Raw genomic sequence first — 22,613 nt, forward strand, 5'->3', positions numbered from 1 at the left:
CCTGGGGACGCTGCCGCCCCCGACTCTACTCACTGCAACCCCACAACCTTCCGAAGGGAGGATCGCAGTGAGTTCTTCCAATCAACTGTTCCGGGCCGGGCGGCGGGCAGCGCTGCTGGCTGCGGCGCTGGCATGCGCGTGTGCCCTGCTCGCCACGCTCATCGCCCGCGACGCCAACGCGGCAGCCACCAACACGGCCAGGCCGGGCCACAGCGGCGCCGCGTCGCATCTGAAGATGCCGACGGCGAAGCTCGGGCAGCTTCGCGCGTCCGCTTCCAGCGAGCACACCGTCAACTTCCGCAACAGCTACGGCAAGACGGTCTCGGTCGCGATCATGCGCTACAACCCGAATCTCTGCGCCGGCTACGGCGGCTACGAGACCTCGGGCTGGTTGAATCTCGCCCCGGGTGAGGTCAAGCAGTCCTTCACCACGTCCTACCGCTACGCCGCCTACTACGCGAGGGCCGTGGACGGCGCCGAGTGGACCGGGGATCGCGGGCCCGTCTACATCTATAACCACGCGTTCGACTCCTGCGTCAACATCGGGTCGACCGACGCGTCCGGCACCGTGAACATGAAGCTGATCGACCTCGAGGGCAAGAGCCCCAACTACACCTTCAACCTGATCCCCCCGCGCTGACCTCGCCGCGCGGCTCTGAACGAGTCGCTGGTAGGTCATTGGCCGCGACGGCCCCGGTACCAACCGGGGCCGTCGCCGTGTCTGCTTCAGGCGCGCGCGAACCGCCGGCGGAGCTCGCCCGCCGGGAGGATGTCGCCGGCTCCGCGAGCGCCGGCAGCGCGCGCTCATGATCGACCCAGGTCCGTTCTCGCGCGCGGCGAATGCAGTGCGCCGTAACGCAGTGACGACCGCTGTGGAACTCCTCGCGACGCGCTCGCTTCCACGCGAAGGCAGCGGTGCCATCAGCATGCGCGTCGTGGCAGTGTCATGCGCATGAACGCGACGGCCGGCGTCGAGCGCCTCCAGCGCGCAGGAACGGTGATCTCTCGCATGGGTTCCGGCGGTCGGACTGAAGCAGTCCGATGCACCACCAGCGTCTTGCCGTGGAGATCGTCGGCGACCAGCCCACGCGGAACGAACTCGACGCGCTTGCACGCGTGCGTTTCGACTCGGTACAAGCCGGAGCGTCGAGGCAAGTTCGGGCCTAGGCATGGCAAGACAAGCCGTCCATGGAGCGGCACGTCGAGCCGTTCCGCGCGAGCGAATCGGCATCGCGGGCGATCGCGCTGAGCCGGAGCTGCTCGTCACGGACGAGCCCGTCTCGGCGCTTGACGTATCCGTCCAGGCCTCGATCCTCAAGCGACTTCAGCAGGACCTCGCGTTGACCGTGCGCCTTGTCCGCCACGACCTCGCCGTCGTGCGCCAGCTCTGCGACCGCGTCATCGTGCTCCACGACGGCAAGATCGCGGCCGAAGGCGGCGCGGTGCGCGACCTGTTCGCCGCACCCCGCGGACCCGTACGCGCGGGAGCTGCTTGCGGCAACCCCGACCTGCTCTCACTCGCCGTCGGTCTTCCGGTCACCGGCCCGTAGCAGAGCTGTGGACCAGGGCTCTGCGGGTGGAGTCCCGCCAGTCCGTAGGTCGGTGTCCCGCGGCCGAGCGACTTGACCGCGCGGCCGCGGCCGCCCGCGGGCGGACCCAGGCGTCGTTACACGCCGCGTCGCCCTCGGCGGCTGTAGCCCCAGCCGCCGCCGAAGAGCAGCAGCAGGATGATGATGATCAGCAGAATAGTGAGCACCGTTCGGACCGCCTTTCGATTGATGGGAGCGGCCTACCCCGGCGCGGTCCGAATCAGGCCTCAGCGTCTGAGACAGCCTTCTTGATCTATTGAGGTCAGTAACAGATTAGGTGGCTTGGCTGGACGCCTGCCCGTTTAGGCGCTCGCTCCCCGGGTGTACGCTCCAACCAAGGCCTGAAGTTACGCCGTCGTCCAAGTTTGGCCGTCGGCTGGGCCGGACGGGAAGGAGGCAGTGATGCAGCAGTCAACGACGGTTTCGGTGCTGCGGGAGGCGGTTGACGATCTCAGCAGGTGGTGGTGGCTGTGGCTTGTTGCAGGCATCGCCTGGATCGTGATCGCGCTCGCCGTGCTCCAGTTCGACCGGGCTTCGGTGACCACGGTCGGCGTGCTCATCGGTCTCATGTTTCTGCTGGCGGCCGCCCAGCAGTTCGCGCTCGCGGCTCTCGCCCCGCGGCTGAAGTGGCTATGGGCGCTCTTCGGCGCGCTCTTCATCGTGGCCGGTGTGGTGTCCTTGATCAGCCCGGAGAACACGTTTGCCGGCGTCGCCGACATCCTCGGCTTCCTGTTTCTGCTCGTCGCGACGTTCTGGATTATTCAATCCTTCGCGGAGCGTCCGATCAACGACTTCTGGTGGCTGGGCCTGACCGCGGGGATCCTGATGGTGGTTCTGGCGTTCTGGACGAGCGGCCAGTTCTTCATCACGAAGGTCTATGTGCTGCTCGTATTCGCGGGCATCTGGGCCCTGATGCAGGGGGTGACCGACATCGTGCGCGCGTTCCAGATCCGCGGCCTGCGCTCCACGCCCGAACCCACGCCTCCGCGCCAAGTGCCTGCCCACGGGCCGGCGGGCACGCCTGCGTAGCCGCCGGAGGGCACGCGCGACGCAGCGATCGTGTCGACCGCGGCACCAGGAGACTCGCGGATGCGAGGTCGCTGACGCGGTGATGCCGCGCTTCGGGCAGTCGTGTGCGGTCGCGGATCTGCGGGAGCCGGTGTCGCGGACGCTTGAGCTTCCGGCGAGCCGGCGGGCGTGGTCTGAGTGGCCGTTCGTCGTGCCGTTCGCCGGGCGCGTGCTTGCGCTGCAGGGCATGCACCCGGTCGTCTCGGCGGGGTTGATGGACCACTCCAGCGTGTTCGAGGACCCGTGGGGACGTGGGTGGGACACCGTCGGCTATGGGTTACGGCTGATCTTCAGCGACGATCCCGTCGCGGTCGCCGCCGAGATCCGTGAGTTGCACCGCCCGCTCTATGGCCGCCTCGCCGATGGAACGCGCTACCACCCGTGGAATCCACGGCCGTGGGCGTGGGTGCACCTGTCGACCTACGAGGCGACGGTCTATTCCCGCCGCGCGATCGGCCGCGCCCCCGCACCTGCTGAGCAGGCGATGCTGTATGAGGAGTGGAAGCGCGTCGGCCGCAGTTACGGGCTGCGCGAGCAGGATCTTCCCGTCGATGTCGCCGCGCTGAACCGGTACGTGTGGGCCACGATCCAGGACGAGCTCGTTGCGACTCCGACGGCAACGCGCCTCTACCACGACACGCTCCGGAACCTTCCGGCGCCGCCCGGCCTGCCCGGCACGCGGCTCAGCTGGCCGCTCGCCGGCCGCCTGACCGCCCCGGCCATTCGGCTGCTGCTGGCCGGCTCGTTCCCGTCCGTGCTTCGCCGGCGCATGAACATCCCGTGGACCCCGCTGCACGAAGCCGGCTACCAGGCCGCCCTGCTGGCGCTCGGCACCGCCGTGCGGACGCTACCGGCGGCGCTGACGCGCTTCCCCGCCGCCCGGGCCGCCGCCTGACCGTCACGACCGCCCGACGAACGCCACGGCGGATCGGTCGCGTACGCATGCCGGCTCCCTGGCGCGCGAGAGCTCCTTGCCAGCCTGCAGCCTCGGCGGTCCTAGGTCCACGAGAGCGGTCGCCGCTCACTCGTCGCGCGGGCCGACCGCGAGGCCGGCGAGGATGCGGCCGCCCATGCGCCTCGGTCCGGCGCGGTTGGCGCTCGCCGACGCCGTAGAGCAGGTGCTCGCGGCCGCCGAGGTGGCCGACGATCGGGCAGGCCGGCCGGGGTCCGGTCGATCGGCCGCCCCGGTCGTGCTCGATCGGCCCGTCCGCGACTGGCGGGCGATCCGGCGGCTCGTGCGCAAGCTCAACGCCGACAGGCGGTTCCGCGCGGCGCTCAGCGGCACCCTGAGCGAGCAGCACGTGTAGGTGACCCATCTCTCGCGCCCGATGCGCCGCGGCCGCCGCCGCCACCTCAGGGAACTCGCGCTCGCAGCGCCGCCCCGGCCGCGAGCGCAGCTGCACGCGTCCGTCGGCGATCCGAAGCTGGCCGCGGCAACCGTCGAGCTGAGCTCCGACCACCACTCCTCGCCCTCCGGCAGCCGGTCGCTCGCCCACACCAGCATCGGCGACACGAACGACGGTGAGCCATCAGCCACAGCAGTCCCGGGATACGCGCGCCCACGCGTCGCTCCGCAAAGCAGCCAAACAGGGGCGGGTCGACGCGGCTACGCGCGGCCGACCGCCGGGTTGCGCGGAGCGGACCGGGCAGTTACAGTTCGCCCGCGAATGCATCTAAGATCTGAGATACAAGATCCGAGTGCACGGAGCGGGTTCGACCGTTCGGCGCCGCTCACGAAGAGCGACTTCGCCCACAACGAGCTGCGGCGCCGGATCGTCACCGGCGAGCTCATGCCGGGCGCGCGCCTGGATCTCCAGGAGCTCTGCGACGCCCTCGGCATCAGCCGCATGCCGATGCGCGAGGCGCTGTCCCGGCTCAGCGCGCAGGGCCTGATCGAGATCCACCCGCAGCGCGCGACCGTCGTCTCCGAGCTGTCGGTGCCCGATCTGCGCGACACCTACGGCGCGCGCGTCGCGCTTGAGACGCTGCTCGCCGAGTCCGCGACTCCGTATGTCGACGACGAGCTCATGCGCGCCTTCGAGGCGAACATCGATGAGCAGCGCCGGCTGGCCTCGGACGGTGACCTCGAGGGCTTCCTGTTCAGCGACCGCCGTTTTCACGACCGCCTCTACGAGCGCGCGGCGATGCCGCGAACGCACGGCCTCGCGACGCGCCTGCGCGACGTCGCGGACCGCTACGTCTACCTGTTCCTCCGCGACGGGTCGCACCGTCAGCAGTCGATCGACGAGCACGTGCGTCTTGTGGCGTTGTGCGGCGAGCGCGATGCCGTCGCGGTGAGGAACGCCGTCGGCGAGCACATCATGCGCGGGCGCGACGAACTGCTCGAGCAGCTGAAGCGAGCTGGGTCATGACGATCGCTCGCGACTTTGGCCACGGCTCCGCGAGCGCGCAGATCGCGCGGCTGCGCCTCGAGGGCCGCGCCGGGGAGGACACCGCGGGGGTCGTCTCGGCCGAGCGGGCGCTCGTGCGGCACGCGCGGGCGCTCGGCCGGCCGCTGCTCGACATCACCTACGCCGACACCAAGCGCTTTCCGGCTCCGACCTGGGCGCTGGAGGCCTTCATGGGCGCGGCTTCGGGCGGCGGCCCCGCGTACACGCCGTATCGCGGTGACCCTGCCGTCTGCGAGCACGTCGCGCGCGCGCTCGGCGAGTTCCTGGGCATGCCCGTGGACCCCGAGACCGAGCTGCTCCTGACCCCGGGGACGCAGGCCGGGGTGTTCGTGGCGCTCGCCGCGATTCTCGAACCGGGCGACCGGGTCGTGCTGGGCGATCCCGAGTACCTCGCGTACGAGCGGCTGATCCGCTTCCTCAATGCGGAAGTGGACCACGTCGCGCTGGAGTGGTCCGACGGGGCGGGGGAGATCGACCCGGACGCGCTTCGCGCGGCGATCTCCCCGGCGACCCGCTGCATCGTCCTGTCGAACCCCAACAACCCGACGGGCGCGGTGCTCCGCGACACGACGCTGCGGGCGATCGCCGAGCTGGCGATCGAGCATGACCTGCTGGTGATCGTCGATGAGCTGTACGCGCGCCTGCTCTACGACCGCCGCTCGTTCACGCACTTGGCGGCGCTCGAGGGGATGGCCGAGCGCACGATCACGCTGACGGGCCCGTCGAAGACGGAGTCCATGAGCGGGTACCGAGTCGGCGTCGCGCGTGCGCCCGCGGAGCTGGCGGACGCAATGGAGGACGTGCTGAGCGTCACGGCGCTGCGCGCCCCAGCGTACGCGCAGTCGACGCTCGTGCACTGGCTGCGCGATGACGCCGCGTTCATCGCAGCACGCATCGCCGAGTACGAGCGCCTGCGCGACATGACGGTTGCGCGGATCCGCGCCTCGCCGGCGCTCGACGTCGAGATTCCCGGCGGGACGGCGTACGCGTTCCCCCGGCTCACGGCCGGGGGGATCTCCGATCAGGCCGTAGCGATCGCTCTCATGGATCGCGCGGGCGTGATCGTGAACCCTGGGTACCAGTTCGGGCCGACCGCACGTGGGTCGTTCCGCATTTGCTTCGCGCAGGAGGAGAGCGCGTGGGAAGCGGCACTGGAGCGAATTGTCCGAGCGCTCGAGCTGCCGATCGATCCCGTGGCGGGCCCGCCCGCCTAAATCAAGCGAGGAGGACGGAAGTCGAGATGTTTCTTCGAAGCATGGGGGCGGTCACCCCAGCGCTGGTCGCTGCCGCGATCGGCCTGACCGCGTGCGGTGGCGACTCCGCGACGAACACGTCCGGCGGCGGCTCGGCAGGCGCCGCGAGCAAGCCTGTCAAGGTCACCGAGGCGGGCTTCAAGGTCATGAGCATGGCCCCGATCTACCTGGCGCAGGACAAGGGGTTCTTCGCCAAGAATGGGCTCGACTTCACGTTCACGGAGATCAGCAGCGGCAAGCTCGGCGTCGCGGCGCTGCTCTCGGGGAGCGCGCAGTTCGTCGACCTCGGCGTCGACGACGTCGTCAACCTGCACAACCAGGGTAAGGGCATCACGCTCTTCTACAACCTGGAGCGCCCGCTCACGATGGACTTCGTGATGCGCAAGCAGGCGATGCAGAAGCAGGGCATCACGGCCGACTCACCGCTGCCCGACAAGTTCAAGGCGCTCAAGGGACTCAACATCGGGATCACCGCGCCGGGCGCGCCGACCGACCTCTACCCGCGCTACTTCATGAAGCAGGTCGGGCTCGATCCGGCCAAGGACGCCAACTTCGTCCCGATCGGCGACGCGGCGACGCTGGTCGGCGCGCTGAAGGCCGGAAAGATCGACGGCTTCATGCTCTCGCCGCCCAACCCGTACGTCGCGCAGCAGCAGGGCATCGGCAGCGTGATCATCAAGGGCCGCGACTCCCTGCCGGTGTTCAAGACCTACGACTTCACCTCGGTGGCGGTCAGGGACGACTGGGCCAAGAGCCACCCGGATCTCGTCAAGGCGTACTCGAGGTCCGTGTCGGATGCCACCAAGTGGATGCTCGCGAACCGCGACGAGGCGCTGCAGGTCCTGCACGACAAGCATTTCAGCGACACCGACATGGACACGTTCAAGCTGTCGTTCAACCTCTTCCTCGAGTCCGTCAATCCCACCGGCGAGATGTCGCCGGACGCGGTCGGCAACCAGATCGACGTGCTCTCGAGTCTTGGTGCGCTCAAGGACGCCAAGGGCATCCCGACCACCGACCTGATGACGACGCAGTACGGCGCGGCCGGCTGATGTCGGCGGTCGACGACGTGGCGGCGGCCGCCGCCGGTATCGCCGGGTTCCCGCCGGCGTTCTCGACCGGGGAGTTCGACCGCCGCCTCGGCGGCGTGCGGAGGGCGATGGAGGAGCAGGGGCTGGAGCTCCTGCTCCTCTTCACTCCCGAGAACGTCACGTACCTCACCGGCTACGAGACGATCGGCTACTCCTCGTTTCTGTGCCTGATGGTGCCGCTCGAGGATGAGCCGCAGCTCGTGATCCGCGACATGGAGCTCGAAGTGGCGGCAGCAACCACATGGCTGACGCGCTTCGTCACGGTCGGCGACACCGACGACGCGATCGCGACCACGGCCGCCGCGGTTGGACGACTCGCCCCGACCGGCGGGCGCATCGGCGTCGAGGAGACCAGTCCGTTCCTGACCGCGCGCAGGTGGCGGCGGCTGACGGAGCAGCTCGGGAGCACGGTCGACGGGTCCGGGCTCGTGGAGCGAATGCGCCGCATCAAGTCCGACGAGGAGCTCGCGCTGATCCGCGACGCGTGCGGGCTCGCGGTCGACGGAATGGCGGCGGCGGTCGCCGCGACGGCCGTGGGCGAGACCGAGAACGCGGTCGCCGCGGCGGCGTTCGCGGCGATGGTGGGCGGGGGGTCCGACTTCCTCGCCGCGGATCCGATCGTCACGTCGGGGCCGCGCGCAAGCGTCGCCCACACGACGTTCGCCAATCGGCGGGTGGTCGACGGCGACGCGGTGCTGATCGAGCTGGGAGCTTGCCGCCGGCGCTACTTCGGCGCGCTCATGCGCACGGTGGCGGTGGGGGCCGGCCCGGCGCGCCTGCCCGAGCTGGCCCTCGCGCTGGACGAGGCGCTGGACGCGGCCGTCGCGGCGATCGCCCCGGGCCGTACATGCGGCGACGTCGATCGCGCCTGCCGCGAGCGGATCGAGGCGGCGGGGCTCGGGAACTGGTTCCGCAAGCGCACGGGCTACTCGGTCGGCGTCGCGTTCGCCCCCGACTGGGGCGAGGGGCACATCGTCAGCCTGCGCGCCGGCGACGAGACGCCGCTGGAGCCGGGCATGACGTTCCACATTCCGCCGGCGGTCCGCCTGCCCGGCGAGACGGTCTACGGCGTCAGTGAGACCGTCGTGGTGACGGCGGACGGCTGCGAGGTGCTGACCGCGTTCGACCGCGAGCTGCGGCGATGACGGTCCTGCGCACGCTCGCCGAGCAGACCGATCCGCGCCACACGGCGCTGCTCGTGATCGACGTACAGAACGACTTCTGTCACGAGGACGGCGGCATCGCGCGCCGCGGCGGCGACCTGCGGCGGGTCCGGGAGCTCGTGGTCCCACGACTTGCGGAGCTGATCCGCACCGCCGCCGACGCGGGCGTGTTCATCGTGCTCGCGCGCATCGTGCAATCGCCGGCGACCAACTCGGAAGCATGGGAGGCGCTGGAGCCGGCCGACGGCGACCGCCTGGTCGTCGAGGACAGCTGGGGGGCCGAGTACTACCCGGGGCTGCCGCTCGAGCACGCCGATCTCGAGCTGGTCAAGCACCGCCACAGCGCGTTCGCGGCGACCGGACTCGACCGGATCCTGCGCTCGCGCGGCATCCGCTCGGTGGTGATCGGCGGCGTCGCGACGCACGTCTGCGTGGAGGGCACTGCGCGCGAGGCGGCCGACCGCGACTACTACGTGACCGTGGTCGAGGACGCCACGGGCGCGGCGTTCTCACACTTGCACGAGACGAGCCTCGAGAACATGCGGCGCTACTTCGGACGGGTGGAGACGTGCGCCGCCGTGACGTCCGTGTGGACGGCGCTTGCCGTCGCCGAATCAGAGGAGATCCTTTCGTGAGCTATCAGCCCCGTATCGACCTTTCCGGCAAGCGCGTCGCCGTGCTCGCGGGCGACGAGCGCATGCTCGAGATCATGCGGCTCGCGCGCAGCGCCGGCGCGACCGTGACGGCGTTCGCATCCGCGCCCGGCGCCGAGGAGGCCAGCGGCGCGCCGGTCGCGGCCTCGCTCGAGGAGGCGCTCGCCGACGCCCACCTGATCGTCAACCCGGTTCCCGGCCTGGGTCCCGACGACTCGCTGTGGACGCCGCACCGCGCTGAGCCGGTCCACCTGACGAGCGCGGCGCTTGCTATGGCGGCGCCCGGCGCGCACATGTACATGGGCCGCGTCACGGCCGGGATCGAGGCGCTGTGCGAGCCGACCGGCGTGACGCCCGTGGCTCACGGCGACGACGACGTCGAAGCGTTGCTGCACGCGATCCCGACGGCCGAGGGCGCGGTCCACCACGCGATCGCGCTGAGCGATATCACGATCATGGGCTCGCGCTGCCTCTGCACCGGCTTCGGGCGCGTCGGGCAGTCGATGGCGCTGCTGCTGCGCGGCATGGGCGCCGACGTCACGCTCTGCGCGCGCAACGAGTCCCAGCGCGCCCGCGCCACGGGCTTCGGTCTGAAGGCGCTCCCGCTGGACGAGCTCGCGGCGCAGCTGGCGCAGGCGGATTTCTGCTTTCAGTCGGCGCCGGGGCTGGACGGCTACATCCTCGACCGCGAGCGGCTCGAGCAGGCCAACCCGCGGATCGTGATCATCGAGCTGTCGTCACCGCCGTCAGGGACCGATCTGGAGGCAGCGGAGGAGCTCGGCTTGACGGCGATGTGGGCGCGCGGGCAGGCCGGGAGCGCGCCCCGGACCGCGGGCGCTGACGAATGGCAGGTGATCGAGCGCATGTACGCGGAGTCGCTCGCCCATGCCTGACGTCGTCGCCGAGGTCGACGCCGATGTGCTCGTCGTCGGCGGCGGGCTCGCGGCGCTGCGCTGCGCGCTCGACGCACGCCGCAGCGGGGCGCGCGTCGCGGTGGCCGTGAAGGGGCGGCTCGGGCGAAGCGGCTCCTCGGCGATGACCTCGGCGGGCTACTCGGCGGTCGTCGACGCGCCGGATGAGCCGGCGCTGCACGTGACCGACACGCTGACCGGCGGGCGGGGCCTCAACGACGCGCGGCTGGTCGACGTGATGGCCAGCGAGGCGCCCGCGCGTCTGCGCGAGCTCGTCGCGCTCGGCGCGCCGCTGGCGCTCGAGCAGGACGGGAGCTGGGTCGTGCATCCGAGCGGCGATCACAGCATCGCGCGGACCGTCGTGGCCGCGAGCTTCCGCGGCCTGGACTTCACGCTGCCGCTCGCCGCCGAGGTCGAGCGGATCGGGTGCACGGTGCTCGAGCGCACGATGGTGCTGGACGTGCTCGGGGACGGCTGTGACGTGTATGGAGCGGTCGCCGTGCGCCGCGGCGACGACCCCGGGCTGGTCGTCGTGCGCGCGCCGGCGGTCGTGCTGGCGACCGGCGGCGCGGGGCAGCTGTTCTCGGTCTCGTCGAACCCGAGCGACGTGACCGGCGACGGGTACGCGATCGCGCTGCGCGCGGGCTGTGCGCTGCGCGACATGGAGTTCATCCAGTTCTACCCCTGGCGCTGCATCGTCCCGTTCGAGCAAGGGCGGATGCCGATCCAGCCGTCGACGTTCGTCTTCGGAGCGCGCCTGCTCAACGCACGCGGCGAGCGGTTCATGCGCGACTGGGACCCGGAGCGCATCGAGGCGACCACGCGTGACGTCGCGGCGCGCGCGATCTACGAGCAGATCCGCACCGGCGCAGCGGTTCGCGGAGGCGTTCGGCTCGATCTGACGCACGTGTCCGACGCGGACTGGCGGCGGTCGAATCCGCGGCCTGCCGACTGGTTCGACAAGCGCGGGCTCGACGTGCGTGAACAGGAGCTCATCATCGCGCCCGAGGGGCATTTCTTCATGGGTGGGGTGGTCGTCGATGAGCACGGACGCTCGAGCGTCGGTGGGCTGTTCGCGGCCGGCGAGACCGCCGGTGGCGTGCACGGAGCCAACCGGCTGGATTCCAACGCGATCCCTGAGACGCAGGTCTTCGGCGCCCGCGCCGGCCGTGCCGCGGCCGCGTGGGCGGCCGGGGCCGAGCGCCGCGACGTCGACGACGCGCTGGGGGATTGGCGGGCTGCGCACGCAAGCTCCGGCGGCGCGATGTGGTCGGCGGCCGACTACCAGGCGCGTCGCCGGCGCCTACAGGAGGTCGCGTGGGACGCGCTGGGCATCGTGCGCGAGGGCGGGCGGCTCTCGGCGGGGCTGGCCGAGCTGGCCGAGCTGCGGGAGGCCCTCGGCGCGTCGGCCCCCGCGGACGCCGCGGCCGCACTCGCGCGGGCGGAGCTCGACGACCTCCTGCTGGTCGGTGCGGCCTGTATGACCGCGGCGCTTCAGCGCGCCGAGAGCCGCGGCGCGCACTTCCGCAGCGACTATCCCGAGCGCGACGACGCGCGGTGGCAGCGGGCCCTGGTGCTGCGAGGCCGTGACGCCGAAGCGCTGCGGGCGGCGACAGAGGAGGTGGCGACGTGAGCACGATCAGCGCACCCGCGGACGCTCGCCGACTGACCCTGGACGGCGTCTACAAGGTCTATGTCAGCCGCGGCGAGTCGCTGCTGGCCGTTCGCGACGTGTCGCTGGACATCCAGCCCGGCGAGTTCGTCGCGTTCCTCGGCCCGAGCGGCTGCGGCAAGTCGACGGTGCTCAACATGCTGGCCGGGCTCGAGCGCGTGACCGACGGGCGCGTGCTCCAGGGCGACCGGGCCATCCAGGGCGTCAACACCGGCGTCGGCTACATCACGCAGGACGACAACCTGCTGCCGTGGCGGACGCTGCTCGACAACGTCGCGTTCCCGCTGGAGTTGCGCGGCGTGGGTCGCAGCGAGCGGCGCGAGCAGGCGCACGCGCTCTTGCGGTCGGTCGGTCTGGAGGGCTTCGAGCGCGCGTATCCGTACGAGCTCTCCGGCGGCATGCGCAAGCGCGGCGCGATCGCCCGCACGCTGCTGGTCGACGAGCCGGTGATCCTCATGGACGAGCCGTTCGGACCGCTGGACGCGCAGACCCGCCTGCTGCTGCAGGATGAGCTGCTGCGCCTGTGGAGCGGCAGCGGCAAGACGATCGTCTTCGTCACGCACGACCTTGTCGAGGCGATCGCGCTGGCGGACCGGATCGTGATCTTCACATCCGTGCCCGGAACGATCAAGAGCGTTCACCGCATCGGCATTCCTCGCCCCAGGGACGTGTTCCACATCTACGAGACCGATGGCTTCAGCGAGCTGTTCGACGTGCTGTGGGCCGAGCTGCGCGAGGAGATCACCAAGGCGCGGGCGCGCCACTAGCGAGGAGCCATGTCCGAGACCCACACCGAGCCGCTCCCGGACCTCGCCGGGCGCCAGGCGCGCGTCGACGAGGACCGCCTCCAGCGCGACGAGCTCGCGCGATCGCGTCGTGCCCGCCGGCGCAGCACGACCTGGACGCTGACCTGGCGGCTGGTTCTGCTGGGAGCTCTGCTGGTCGGCTGGTACGTGGCGTCCGGCCGCCTCGTCGACAGCCTGTTCGCCTCCAACCCCGTCGACGTCGGCAAGGCCTTCGGCGACGAGGTCTCCAGCGGCCAGCTCTGGTATCACCTCCGCTACACGCTGCTCGAGGTCGCCGTCGGCTACTGCGCCGGCACCGCGATCGCGCTCGCACTGGCCGGCACGTTGTCGATCTTCCCGACCGCGCACCGCGTGCTGCATCCGTTCCTGATGGCCTTCTACGCGATCCCGAAGATCGCGATCGCGCCGCTGATGATCATGTGGTTCGGCCTCGGCCTGACGCCGAAGTTCCTGCTGTCCGGCATCTTCGTGTTCTTCGTGGTGTTCATGAACACCCTCGCCGGGCTGCGGTCGGTCTCGCCGAGCCTGATCAACGTGGCCCGCGTGATGGGTGCAAGTCGCCCGCAGCTGCTGCTCAAGGTCGTGTTTCCGTCGGCGATCCCGAACGTGCTCACGGCCATGCGAATCACCGTGCCGGAGGCGATGGTCGGCGCGATCGTCGGAGAGTTCATCGCCGGCAATCACGGCATCGGCTACCTGATCAACTCGGCGTCGAACCAGTACAACACCGCCGCCGTGTTCGCCGGGATCATCGCGATCCTGGTGGTGGTCCTGATCATGGACACGCTCGTGACGCTGCTGGAGCGGCGGCTGATGCGTTGGCGTCCCCCAAGCCCCACCGAGCGCTGATGGAGGAGCTGCTCGAGCTGCTGCGAATCCGCAGCGTGGCCGGCGAGCCCGCAGAACTGCGCCGCGCGGTCGACTGGGTCTGCGACTACGTCGAACGCCATGGCGGCGTGACCGAGCGCCGCGCGGTCGGCGACGTCCCGCTCGGCGTCACCACGCTGCGCGCGAGCAGCGGCGCAGCGAAGGCCCCGACCATCCTCTGCTACGGCCACGTCGACGTCCAGTCCGCCGGTCCGCTCGACGCGTGGGACAGCGACCCGTTCGAGCCCGTCGTGCGAGACGGCTGGCTGATCGCGCGCGGCGCGGCCGACGACAAGGGCCCGTTCTTCGTGCTCGTTCGCGCCGCCGCGGAGCTGGCGGCGGCGGGGCGGCTCCCGGTGGATGTCCGGATCGTCTGCGACACCGAGGAGGAGACCGGTGGCCGCACGGCGGTCGAGCTGCTGCGCACCGACCCGACGCCGATCGACGCGTGCGTGATCTTCGACGTTGCGATGCTCGGTCCCGCTCGCCCGGTCGCGGTGCTCGGCACGCGCGGCATCGCGTCGCTGCATGTCGCCGTGCGCACGGCGGCGGCCGACCTGCACAGCGGAACATACGGGGGCCTCGCGGCCAACGCCGCCAATGTGCTCGTGCGGATGCTGGCCGCAGTGCTGCCCTTGCCGACCCCACTGCGGGCGGGCACACCGGCGGGCTCGACGTGGCAGCCGGCGCTCGACGTGCACGGCCTACGCGCCGGGGTCACCGGCGAGGAGCGCAACGTCGTGCTGTCGCAGGCAGAGGCGGTCCTGTCGGTGCGCGTCGTGCCGGGGCAGGACGTCGACGCGGTCGGCGACGCGCTCGAGCGGCTGCTGCGCGAGGCGGCGCCGGGCGACGCCGAGGTGACGATCCGGACCGGGTCGCGAACGCCGCCCGCCGGCCCTATGGATCCCACGGGCGAGGCGCTCGCACTCGGGCTCGATGCCCTCGAGCGCGGCTTCGGGGCGCGGCCCGCGCTGGTGCAGAGCGGCGGCTCGCTGCCGATCCTCGCCGCGCTCGGGGAGCGCTCGATCCCGACGCTGCTGAGTGGCATCGACGTGCCCGACGGAAACATCCACGGGCCGGGCGAGCGGTTGCGTGTGGCGCACCTCGACCTCGGCGCGGCGGCCGCCGAGGCGCTCTTCACGTCCTGGGCCGAACTGGCATGAGGCGGGCGGTCAGCACCAACGAGGCGCCGCCGCCGGCGGGCAGCTACTCGCAAGCGGTCCGATGGGGCGACCTGTTGCTGATCTCAGGCCAGACGCCACGCCGGACGAACGGCGAGCGAATGAGCGGTCCGTTCCGCGACCAGGCCGAACAGACCTACGCGAACGTCCGCGCTCTGGCACGGGCCGGGGGCGCGACCATGGATGACGCGCTCCGCGTGACCGTGTACCTCCAGGACCACGGCGACTCCGCAGAGGCCGATGCGGCGTTCGCGGCGGCCTTCCCCGAGCCCCGGCCCGCGCGCACCACGATCGTGTGCGCGATCCCGTTCGCGATCGAGGTCGACGCGATCTTCGGGATCCGGGCCTCTTAGCGGCGTCGCTACCTCACACAGCGGGGCCGCGCTGCACGACCTGCGCGGCATGACCAGGCGCCGACTCTGCCTGTTCCACCCGCGCGCCGCGATCGAGACCTCGCGCGCGACTCGGCACCTGGCAGCGTACCTTGCGCCCACTAGATTGCGCCCGTCCAAGTGGTTCACCGTTCCTAAGGTGGGGAGCCACATGGCACGGATGGTCATCGTCGTCGTTCTCGCCGGTCTCGGCCTGTTCGCACCCGCCGCGAACGCGCGGCCACTTGACGTCCCGGTCGCCCACGCGTCGGCGACGTGCGCGGACTACCCGAACCAGGCGGCGGCCCAGCGCGCGGCCGACACGCGCGACGGCGACGGCGACGGGATCTCCTGCGTTATCTCCCCTCGGTAATCGGGCGTAGCTGGCGTGGCGGCGATCCGCGGCGGCTCGCCGTCGATCCTCGTGCTCAACCGAGCCGGCGCCGACGCGCGCCGTGACCGCCTGCACGAACGCTGGCCGACGCGCGCCGGCCGGGACCGCGACGAGTATCCGCCCGCGGTCGGCTGCGGGCGCGGCAAGGACCTGGTGCGCGGGAGCAACCCGCGCGGCTGGATGGCCGACGTCGCGTACGTGCCGAGCGCGGAGATCGCAGCCACGGCTCGGTGCTCGGGATCAAGCTGCGCCGCTTCTGCGACGGCACCAAGTTCCGCTACGTCTTCTACTAGTACCGCTTCACGGAGGTTCGTTCAGGCGCCGGCGAGCCGGCCGCGCTGATGGAGCGATCACGGCGATGTCCTCCTCGCCGGTGAAGAACCCGGGCAGCGCCACGGGTCGGTTGAGTGGCGACTATCGCAAGACGTCGTCCAGGAAGTCGTACAAGGCGTCGACGCGCTCGACGTCGTTATCGCTCGGAGCCGCGATGCCGGCGGTGGCGACTGCGGCGAGCTGCTGCGCTGCGACCGGATCATGCTCGGCGTAGGTGCGAACTCCGCGGCGGCCTTCACCGCGGCCCGCGCTGCGCCAGCGCACGGCGACCACGATCTTGGCAGCAGAATCCGCGGGCGGCTCTCGATCCGTCGCCGTTCTCGTCCAGCCAGCGCACCTGCAACCTGGTGGCGACCGGGATCACCAGCGTGGCGATCAGGATGTTGTCGACGACGAAATGAATCGCGGAACGCTACGCCGCGGTGTGTGCGCGGTAGTCACGCGCGTTCTCAGCGGCGGGGTGGACAGCGGCGGGGTGTTTTGCGAAGGTTCGCATACCGGGCACATGACCGCAGTACGAGCAGCCAGATGACGACCTCCCCCTCAGTCGCGCTTGGCGACATCGATCGCCGACACGTCTTCCACCCCTTCACGGTCCTCGACGAGCACGAGTCGTCCGGGCCTCGGCGCATGATCGTGAGCGGCGAAGGGAGCACGCTGACGGACGACCAGGGCCGCCGCTATCTCGACGCGATGGCCGGTCTATGGTGCGTGAACGTCGGCTACGGGCGAGCCGAGATCGCCGATGCGCTTCGGGCGCAGGCGCTCAAGCTTCCCTATTACCACGCGTTCTCCTCGATGGCGACCGACGCGCCGGCGCTGCTCGCCGAGCGGCTGATCGCCCTCGCGCCCGCGGGTATGTCGAAGGTGCTCTACGGCAACAGCGGCTCGGACGCCAACGACACCCAGATCAAGCTCGTGCGGATGTACAACAACTTGCTCGGGCGGCCGCGCAAGAAGAAGATCATCTCTCGCGCGCGCGGGTACCACGGCGTCTCGCTCGGCGCCGCGAGTCTGACCGGGCTCGCGAGTATGCACCGTGCGTTCGACCTGCCGCTTGACGGCGTCCTGCACACACGCGCGCCGTACTCGCTGTGGGAGGCACGACCCGGCGAGGACGACACGGCGTTCAGCGCGCGCCTCGCGGCCGATCTGGAGGAGTTGATCCTCGCCGAGGGCCCTGAGACCGTCGCCGCGTTCATCGCCGAGCCGGTTCAGGCCGCCGGCGGCGTGATCGTTCCGCCGGAGGGATACTTCGCGGCGATCCAGGCGGTGCTGGACGCCTACGACGTGTTGCTGATCGCCGACGAGGTCGTTTCCGGCTTCGGCCGCCTCGGCGGCTGGTTCGGCAGCGTCATGCTGGACATGCGGCCGGACCTGATGACGGTGGCCAAAGGCATCACCTCCGCCTACGTGCCACTTTCCGCCTGCCTCGTGTCCGAGGAGGTCTGGCGCGTGCTGGCGGACCGTAGCGCCGGCACGACGTTCAGCCATGGCTACACGTACACGGCTCACCCGATCGCGGCGGCAGCGGCGCTGGCGAACCTCGACGTGCTCGAAAACGACGGCCTGATCGAGCAGGCCGGCGCGCGCGGCGAGCGGCTGCGGGCGCGGTTGCATGAAGCGTTCGACGGCCATCCGCTGGTCGGCGAGGTGCGGGGCCTCGGGCTGGTCGCGGCCGTCGAGTTCGTGGCGGGTCCCGGAAAGCGCTTCGATCCCGTGGGCAGCGTCGCCGCGCGGGTCACGCGCGAGTGCCTCGAGCGCGGCGTGATCACGCGCGCGCTTCCCGAGGGCGACTCGATCGCGTTCTCGCCGCCGTTCGTGATCACCGAGGCCGAGATCGACGAGGTCGTACGGGTCGCGCGCGAGGCGGCCGACATCGTCGCCGGCGAGGTGCTCTGACGCTCGGCTTGGTCGTCAACCCGATCGCCGGCATGGGCGGCCGCGTGGCGCTGAAGGGGACCGACGGGCCGGACGCGCTGCGGATCGCCCGCGAGCGCGGCGCCACGCCGCTGGCACCGGACCGGGCGCGACGCGCGCTCGGCCGCCTCGATCCCGGCACGCGCGTTCTGGCGGCGCCGGGACCGATGGGCGCCGATCTCGCCCACGCGGCGGGGCTCGCGTGGGAGGCGACGGATTCGGCGGCCGGGGGCGACCGGCCGAACACCACCGCGCTGGACACCCGCAACGCCGTCGCCGAGATGAGCCGCCGCGGCGTGGAGCTGCTGATGTTCGCCGGCGGCGACGGCACCGCGCGCGACATCCACGACGCGATCGGCGCCGACGTGCCACTCGTCGGCATCCCGACGGGCGTGAAGATGCATTCCGGCGTGTTCGCGGCCACGCCGGACGCCGCGGGAGCGGCGGCGGCCGCCTACCTGCGCGGCGCCGTTGCGCTCCAGGACGCCGAGATCGCCGACGTCGACGAGGACGCCGCCCGCCGCGGTCGCGTCGCAACGCGGCTCTACGGCTCCGCGCGGGTCCCGCGCCAGCCGGCCCTGATGCTGTCCGCCAAGGCGCCGACGCTCGCCGCCGACGCCGGGCTGGAGGCTCTGTGCGAGCAACTCGCGCGGAGCCTCGACGGGCTCACGCTGCTCGGCCCGGGGACGACGACGGCGCGGATTGCGCAAGGCACGCTGCTGGGCGTCGACGCGGCGCTCGACGGCGAGCTGATCGCGACGGACCTCGGCGAAGCCGGCCTGCTCTCCCTGCTCGACTCCCACGCGGACGCGACGTTGATCCTCGGCGTCGTCGGCGGCCAGGGCTCGTTGCTCGGAAGGGGCAACCAGCAGCTCAGCCCGCGCGTGCTGCGCCGAATCGGATGTGACCGCATCCACGTCGTCGCCTCGGCCGAGAAGCTGCTGCGCCTGAGCCCGCCCGTGCTGCGCGTGGACACCGGGGACGAGGGGCTCGACGCGGAGCTGTCGGGCTACATCCGCGTCCACGTGGCGCCCGGAAGGACGATCGTGATGAAGGTTTCGACTTGAGGAGGAGAGCCGCGTGACGCACCCGTATATGGCGAACTCGGCGCCCGAGCTGCGCCAGGAGCTGCTCGACGCCGTCGGCATCGCCGACGTCGAGGAGCTGTTCGCGCAGATCCCCGACGACCATTACATGTCGCGCCCGCTCCAGCTCGCGCCGGCGCTGTCCGCCGAGAGCGACCTGTCGCGCCACCTGCGCCGCATGCTCTCACGCAACGTCAGCTGCGAGGACGCGCTGTCGTTCCTCGGCGGCGGCGTCTGGCAACACCACGTCCCCGCCGTCTGCGACGAGATCGCGCAGCGCACTGAGTTCGTCACCTCGGAGTGGGGCACGCCGGCCTCCGACCACGGCCGCAACCAGGCGTGGTTCGAGTTCGCCAGCCAGCTCGGCGAGCTGCTCGACCTCGACTTCGTCGGGCTGCCCGTCTACAGCTGGGGCTGCGCCGCCGGCCACGCGATCCGCATGGCGGCGCGCATCACCGGCCGCGCCGAGGTGCTCGTCCCGGCGACGCTCGACCGCGAGCGCCTCGCGGTGATCCGCACCTACTGCGAGCCGGCCGAGATGCACCACGGCCACATCGCGATCACGCCCGTGGCCATCGACGGCGAGACCGGCCGGCTGGACCTCGCCGACCTCGAGGCCAAGCTGTCGGAGAGCACCGCTGCGATCTACTTCGAGACGCCCGGGTCGCTCGGTGTGATCGAGACCGAGGCCGAGCGGATCGCCGCCCTGGCGCGCGCGGCCGGCGCCGAGACGATCCTCGGCGTCGACCCGCTGTCGCTCGGCGTGCTCACCCCGCCCGGCGAGCTCGGAGCCGACATCGCGGTCGGCTCCACCCAGCCGCTCGGCGTGCACATGCACTGCGGCGGCGGCGTCGGCGGCTTCATCGCCTCGCGCGACGAGGAGCGCTACGCGCGCGAGTACCCGACGCTGCAGGTCAGCATCGCGCCGACGCTCGTGCCCGGCGAGCGTGGTTTCACGATGGCGCTGTTCGCGCAGAACTCGTATGCCCAGCGCGAGGACGGCAAGGACTGGACCGGCAACTCGGTCTACCTGTGGACCATCGTCAACGCCGTCTACATGGCGCTGATGGGGCCGCAGGGGTTCGTCGACCTGGGGGAGGCGATCCTCCAGCGAAGCCACTATGCGGCGGCGCGGATCGCCGCGCTGCCCGGCGTGCACGTGCGCTGGCGCGGCTTCTTCAAGGAGCTGGTCGTCGACTTCAACGACACCGGCCGCACGGTCGCGCAGGTCAACGCGGCGCTGCGCGAGCGCGGGATCTTCGGCGGCGGCGACCTGTCCGCCTCGCACCCGGAGCTCGGCGAGGCGGCGCTCTACTGCGTGACCGAGGTGCATACCCAGGACGACATCGACCGCCTCGCCGAGGCGCTGGCGGAGGTGACGCGATGAGCGCGCTGCCCAACTACCACGCGGCCCGCTGGGAGGAGCCCCTGGTGATGGAGCTCGGCCGCTCCGGCCGCCGTGCGCAACTCGTCGGCGCACCGATCGACGCGCCCGCCGGCGCGGGCTTCATCCCCGAGGCAGTCCGCCGCACCACCCCGCCGCAGCTGCCCGAGCTGACCGAGTTCGAGGTCCAACGCCACTATCTGCACCTGTCGCAGATGACGCTCGGGATGATGGGCGTCAACCTCTTCGGCACCTGCACGATGAAGTACAACGCGCGGCTGAACGAGCACATCGTCGCGCGGCCGTGGATCGCCGAGCTGCACCCCGGCCAGAACGAGGAGACGCTGCAGGGGACGCTCGAGATCATCCACTCGTTCGACCTCATCCTGCGCGAGCTCTCGGGCATGGCGCAATTCGTCTTCCAGCCGGGCGGCGGCGCCGACGCCGCCTACACGCACGCGTGCGTCACGCGCGCCTACCACGCCGCCCGCGGCGAGCTCGCGCAACGCGACGAGGTCATCACCACGATCCAGGCGCACCCGTGCAACGCGGCGACGGCCGCAGCGGCCGGCTTCAAGGTCGTCACGCTCCCGATCGAGGAGGACGGCTACGCGTCGGTCGAGGCACTCGAAGCGGCGGTGTCCGACCGCACCGCAGCGCTGATGCTCAACAACCCTGACGACATGGGCGTCTACAACCCGCACATCAAGCGCTGGGTGGAAATCGTCCACGAGGCCGGGGCGCTCGCGTTCTACGACCACGCGAACTTCAACGGCGTCATGGGTCGCCTGCGCGCGCGCGAGCTCGGTTTCGACGCGTGCATGTACATGCTGCACAAGACGTTCGGCGCGCCCAAGGGCGGGGGCGGCCCGGCCGTTGGCGCGTACGGGTGCTCCGAGGAGCTGGTCGGGTTCCTGCCGCGCCCGCTCGTGCGCCGCGACGGCGACCGCTACACGATCGAGCGCGACGCGCCTGACTCAATCGGTCGCGTGCGCGAGTACTGGGGCAACGTCCCGGTCGTGACGAAGGCGTACGCGTGGACGCGCGCGATGGGCGCCGCGGGCATCAAGCAGGCCGCGGACCTCTCCGTGCTGGCCAACAACTACATGGAGAAGCGGCTGCTGGCCATCCGCGGCATCACGCGCTCGCACCCGGATGCGACGACGCCGCGGCTGGAGATGACGCGCTACTCGCTCGAGACCGTCACGCGCGAGACCGGCATCACCGCGTTCGACGTCCAGAACCGCATGATCGACTTCGGCGTCGACGCGTTCTGGCTCAGCCACGAGCCGTGGCTGCTACCGGAGCCGTTCACACCGGAGGCCGGCGAGCTGTGGTCCAAGGAGGACATCGACCTGTGGATCGACGTGCTCGCGCACGTGATCCAGGAGGCCTACGAGGACCCCGAGCTGGTCAAGACGGCGCCGCACAACCAGGTCATCCACCAGGTCGACGGCTCGCGCGTGAACGAGCCCGGCCAGTGGGCGACGACGTGGCGGGCGCACCGGCGCAAGACCGCGGCGGTCGTGTGAGCATCGCTGTAATCGGCGCGGGGACGATCGGCGTCGGCTGGGCGGTCGTCTTCGCGCGCGCCGGGCACGAGGTGGCGCTCTACGACCCGGATCCCGCCCGCCGCGAGGCGGCGCCGGCAGAGCTATCGCTGCGCTTCGGGGAGCTCGCCGAGTTCGGGGTGCTCGACCGCGAGCCCGCGCCGATCGCGCTGCACGCCAGGCTCGAGGAGGCGCTGTACGAGGCCGAGCACGTACAGGAATGCGCGCCCGAGGACCTCGCGCTCAAGCGCGAGCTGTTCGCGCGGCTCGATGCGCTCGCGCCGCCCGGGGTCCCGCTCGCAAGCTCCTCGTCGGCGCTGACGGCCTCACGGTTCGCGCCCGGCCGCGCCCGGGTGCTCGTTGCGCACCCGGGCAACCCGCCGCACCTGCTGCCGATAGTGGAGCTGGTGCCGGCGCCGTTCACGTCCGAGGCGGTCGTGGACCGCGTGTACGCGCTGCTGCGCGACGCCGGGATGTCACCCGTGCGGCTCAGGCGCGAGATCGACGGCTTCGTCTTCAACCGCCTGCAGGGCGCCGTGCTGCGCGAGGCGTACTGCCTCGTGCGCGACGGCGTCGTCGAGGTCGAGGACATCGACCGCGTGATGCGCGAGGGGCTCGGCCGCCGCTACGCGGTGATCGGCCCGTTCGAGACCGCCGATCTCAACACTCGCGGCGGAATCGAGGAGCATGCGCGTCGGCTCGGGCCTGCCTACGCGCGCATGGGCGCTGAGCGCGGACAGGACGACCCGTGGACGCCTGAGCTCGTCGCGCACGTGACGGCCCAGCGCCGGGCGCTCCTCCCGCTCACGGACTGGGACGAGCGCGTCGAGTGGCGCGACCGGATGCTGCTCGCACTCGAGCGCGCGCGGCGCGAGGCGTCGTGAGCATCTACGGTCGGGACTGGCGACGGC

The 22,613-nt window shown here is 71.3% G+C and carries 24 protein-coding genes; 22 read left to right on the plus strand and 2 right to left on the minus strand.

Going from position 1 to position 22,613, the window contains the following annotated elements; all coding sequences use genetic code 11:
- The first annotated feature begins 67 nt into the window (after positions 1-67).
- Together H958_RS0122645 and H958_RS46630 are read left to right on the plus strand one after the other, a co-directional pair.
- A complete protein-coding gene (locus H958_RS0122645; protein WP_196807501.1) occupies positions 68-640 on the plus strand; it encodes a DUF1036 domain-containing protein in 573 nt (190 codons plus the stop codon).
- A 529-nt stretch (positions 641-1,169) separates the two neighbouring features.
- Positions 1,170-1,550: an ABC transporter ATP-binding protein gene (locus H958_RS46630; RefSeq protein ID WP_156028176.1), complete on the plus strand. Its 381-nt coding sequence runs from the start codon at positions 1,170-1,172 to the stop codon at positions 1,548-1,550.
- A gap of 116 nt (positions 1,551-1,666) precedes the next feature.
- Here the strand turns inward: H958_RS46630 and H958_RS49325 are convergent, their stop codons facing one another.
- Positions 1,667-1,756, minus strand: a complete 90-nt coding sequence (locus H958_RS49325) for a DUF3309 family protein (protein WP_456064418.1) — start codon at positions 1,754-1,756, stop codon at positions 1,667-1,669.
- A gap of 235 nt (positions 1,757-1,991) precedes the next feature.
- Between H958_RS49325 and H958_RS0122665 the strand changes: the two genes are divergently transcribed.
- The 15 genes from H958_RS0122665 to H958_RS0122735 all read left to right on the plus strand — a co-directional run bounded on the left by H958_RS0122665 (position 1,992) and on the right by H958_RS0122735 (position 15,409).
- Positions 1,992-2,618 carry an HdeD family acid-resistance protein gene (locus H958_RS0122665; protein WP_028060322.1) on the plus strand — a complete coding sequence of 209 codons (627 nt, stop codon included), beginning with the start codon at positions 1,992-1,994 and terminating at the stop codon, positions 2,616-2,618.
- A gap of 130 nt (positions 2,619-2,748) precedes the next feature.
- Positions 2,749-3,552: an oxygenase MpaB family protein gene (locus H958_RS43915; RefSeq protein WP_196807502.1), complete on the plus strand. Its 804-nt coding sequence runs from the start codon at positions 2,749-2,751 to the stop codon at positions 3,550-3,552.
- Positions 3,553-3,727: 175 nt separating this feature from the next.
- The gene (locus tag H958_RS0122675; protein ID WP_028060323.1) at positions 3,728-3,964 is read left to right on the plus strand and encodes a hypothetical protein; all 237 of its coding nucleotides are present in this window, start codon (positions 3,728-3,730) and stop codon (positions 3,962-3,964) included.
- Positions 3,965-4,324: 360 nt separating this feature from the next.
- Positions 4,325-5,029, plus strand: coding sequence for a GntR family transcriptional regulator (locus H958_RS39630; RefSeq protein WP_051324691.1), 705 nt, complete (start codon positions 4,325-4,327; stop codon positions 5,027-5,029).
- On the plus strand, positions 5,026-6,282 hold the full coding sequence (locus H958_RS39635) for a pyridoxal phosphate-dependent aminotransferase (RefSeq protein ID WP_051324692.1): 1,257 nt from the start codon (positions 5,026-5,028) through the stop codon (positions 6,280-6,282). The genes H958_RS39630 and H958_RS39635 overlap by 4 nt, the downstream gene beginning before the upstream one ends.
- 26 nt (positions 6,283-6,308) lie before the next feature.
- A complete protein-coding gene (locus H958_RS0122690; RefSeq protein ID WP_081686177.1) occupies positions 6,309-7,373 on the plus strand; it encodes an ABC transporter substrate-binding protein in 1,065 nt (354 codons plus the stop codon).
- Positions 7,373-8,557 (plus strand): M24 family metallopeptidase, encoded by a 1,185-nt coding sequence (locus tag H958_RS0122695; protein ID WP_028060325.1) that lies wholly within the window; start codon positions 7,373-7,375, stop codon positions 8,555-8,557. The genes H958_RS0122690 and H958_RS0122695 overlap by 1 nt, the downstream gene beginning before the upstream one ends.
- Positions 8,554-9,210 (plus strand): cysteine hydrolase family protein, encoded by a 657-nt coding sequence (locus H958_RS39640; protein ID WP_051324693.1) that lies wholly within the window; start codon positions 8,554-8,556, stop codon positions 9,208-9,210. The genes H958_RS0122695 and H958_RS39640 overlap by 4 nt, the downstream gene beginning before the upstream one ends.
- Positions 9,207-10,121, plus strand: coding sequence for a dipicolinate synthase subunit DpsA (locus H958_RS0122705; protein ID WP_028060326.1), 915 nt, complete (start codon positions 9,207-9,209; stop codon positions 10,119-10,121). Before H958_RS39640 ends, H958_RS0122705 begins: the two co-directional genes overlap by 4 nt.
- Positions 10,114-11,772, plus strand: coding sequence for an L-aspartate oxidase (locus H958_RS0122710; RefSeq protein WP_028060327.1), 1,659 nt, complete (start codon positions 10,114-10,116; stop codon positions 11,770-11,772). The genes H958_RS0122705 and H958_RS0122710 overlap by 8 nt, the downstream gene beginning before the upstream one ends.
- The gene (locus H958_RS0122715; protein ID WP_196807503.1) at positions 11,769-12,578 is read left to right on the plus strand and encodes an ABC transporter ATP-binding protein; all 810 of its coding nucleotides are present in this window, start codon (positions 11,769-11,771) and stop codon (positions 12,576-12,578) included. Before H958_RS0122710 ends, H958_RS0122715 begins: the two co-directional genes overlap by 4 nt.
- Positions 12,579-12,587: 9 nt before the next feature.
- Positions 12,588-13,466, plus strand: coding sequence for an ABC transporter permease (locus tag H958_RS39645; RefSeq protein ID WP_051324694.1), 879 nt, complete (start codon positions 12,588-12,590; stop codon positions 13,464-13,466).
- Positions 13,466-14,647 (plus strand): M20/M25/M40 family metallo-hydrolase, encoded by a 1,182-nt coding sequence (locus H958_RS0122725; RefSeq protein ID WP_028060329.1) that lies wholly within the window; start codon positions 13,466-13,468, stop codon positions 14,645-14,647. The genes H958_RS39645 and H958_RS0122725 overlap by 1 nt, the downstream gene beginning before the upstream one ends.
- Positions 14,644-15,018: a RidA family protein gene (locus H958_RS0122730; protein WP_037411185.1), complete on the plus strand. Its 375-nt coding sequence runs from the start codon at positions 14,644-14,646 to the stop codon at positions 15,016-15,018. Before H958_RS0122725 ends, H958_RS0122730 begins: the two co-directional genes overlap by 4 nt.
- A gap of 190 nt (positions 15,019-15,208) precedes the next feature.
- Positions 15,209-15,409, plus strand: coding sequence for a hypothetical protein (locus tag H958_RS0122735; protein ID WP_156028180.1), 201 nt, complete (start codon positions 15,209-15,211; stop codon positions 15,407-15,409).
- A gap of 435 nt (positions 15,410-15,844) precedes the next feature.
- Here the strand turns inward: H958_RS0122735 and H958_RS0122740 are convergent, their stop codons facing one another.
- Entirely contained in the window at positions 15,845-16,036 is a 192-nt protein-coding gene (locus H958_RS0122740) for a hypothetical protein (RefSeq protein ID WP_028060331.1), read from the minus strand.
- A gap of 255 nt (positions 16,037-16,291) precedes the next feature.
- On the opposite strand from H958_RS0122740, the gene H958_RS0122745 reads away from it, so the two are divergent.
- Genes H958_RS0122745 through H958_RS0122765 form a run of 5 tightly spaced genes read left to right on the plus strand, consistent with a single transcriptional unit; the run spans position 16,292 to position 22,586 of the window.
- On the plus strand, positions 16,292-17,665 hold the full coding sequence (locus tag H958_RS0122745) for an aminotransferase (RefSeq protein WP_028060332.1): 1,374 nt from the start codon (positions 16,292-16,294) through the stop codon (positions 17,663-17,665).
- Positions 17,666-17,673: 8 nt separating this feature from the next.
- Positions 17,674-18,750 (plus strand): ATP-NAD kinase family protein, encoded by a 1,077-nt coding sequence (locus tag H958_RS0122750; protein WP_051324695.1) that lies wholly within the window; start codon positions 17,674-17,676, stop codon positions 18,748-18,750.
- Positions 18,751-18,778: 28 nt separating this feature from the next.
- On the plus strand, positions 18,779-20,155 hold the full coding sequence (gene gcvPA / locus H958_RS0122755) for an aminomethyl-transferring glycine dehydrogenase subunit GcvPA (RefSeq protein WP_028060333.1): 1,377 nt from the start codon (positions 18,779-18,781) through the stop codon (positions 20,153-20,155).
- On the plus strand, positions 20,152-21,684 hold the full coding sequence (gene gcvPB, locus H958_RS0122760; protein ID WP_028060334.1) for an aminomethyl-transferring glycine dehydrogenase subunit GcvPB: 1,533 nt from the start codon (positions 20,152-20,154) through the stop codon (positions 21,682-21,684). Before gcvPA ends, gcvPB begins: the two co-directional genes overlap by 4 nt.
- Positions 21,681-22,586 (plus strand): 3-hydroxyacyl-CoA dehydrogenase, encoded by a 906-nt coding sequence (locus H958_RS0122765; protein WP_028060335.1) that lies wholly within the window; start codon positions 21,681-21,683, stop codon positions 22,584-22,586. Before gcvPB ends, H958_RS0122765 begins: the two co-directional genes overlap by 4 nt.
- Positions 22,587-22,613 lie beyond the last annotated feature (27 nt).

It is taken from the genome of Candidatus Solirubrobacter pratensis (assembly GCF_000425945.1).
GTDB classification, from domain to species: Bacteria; Actinomycetota; Thermoleophilia; order Solirubrobacterales; family Solirubrobacteraceae; genus Solirubrobacter; species Solirubrobacter pratensis.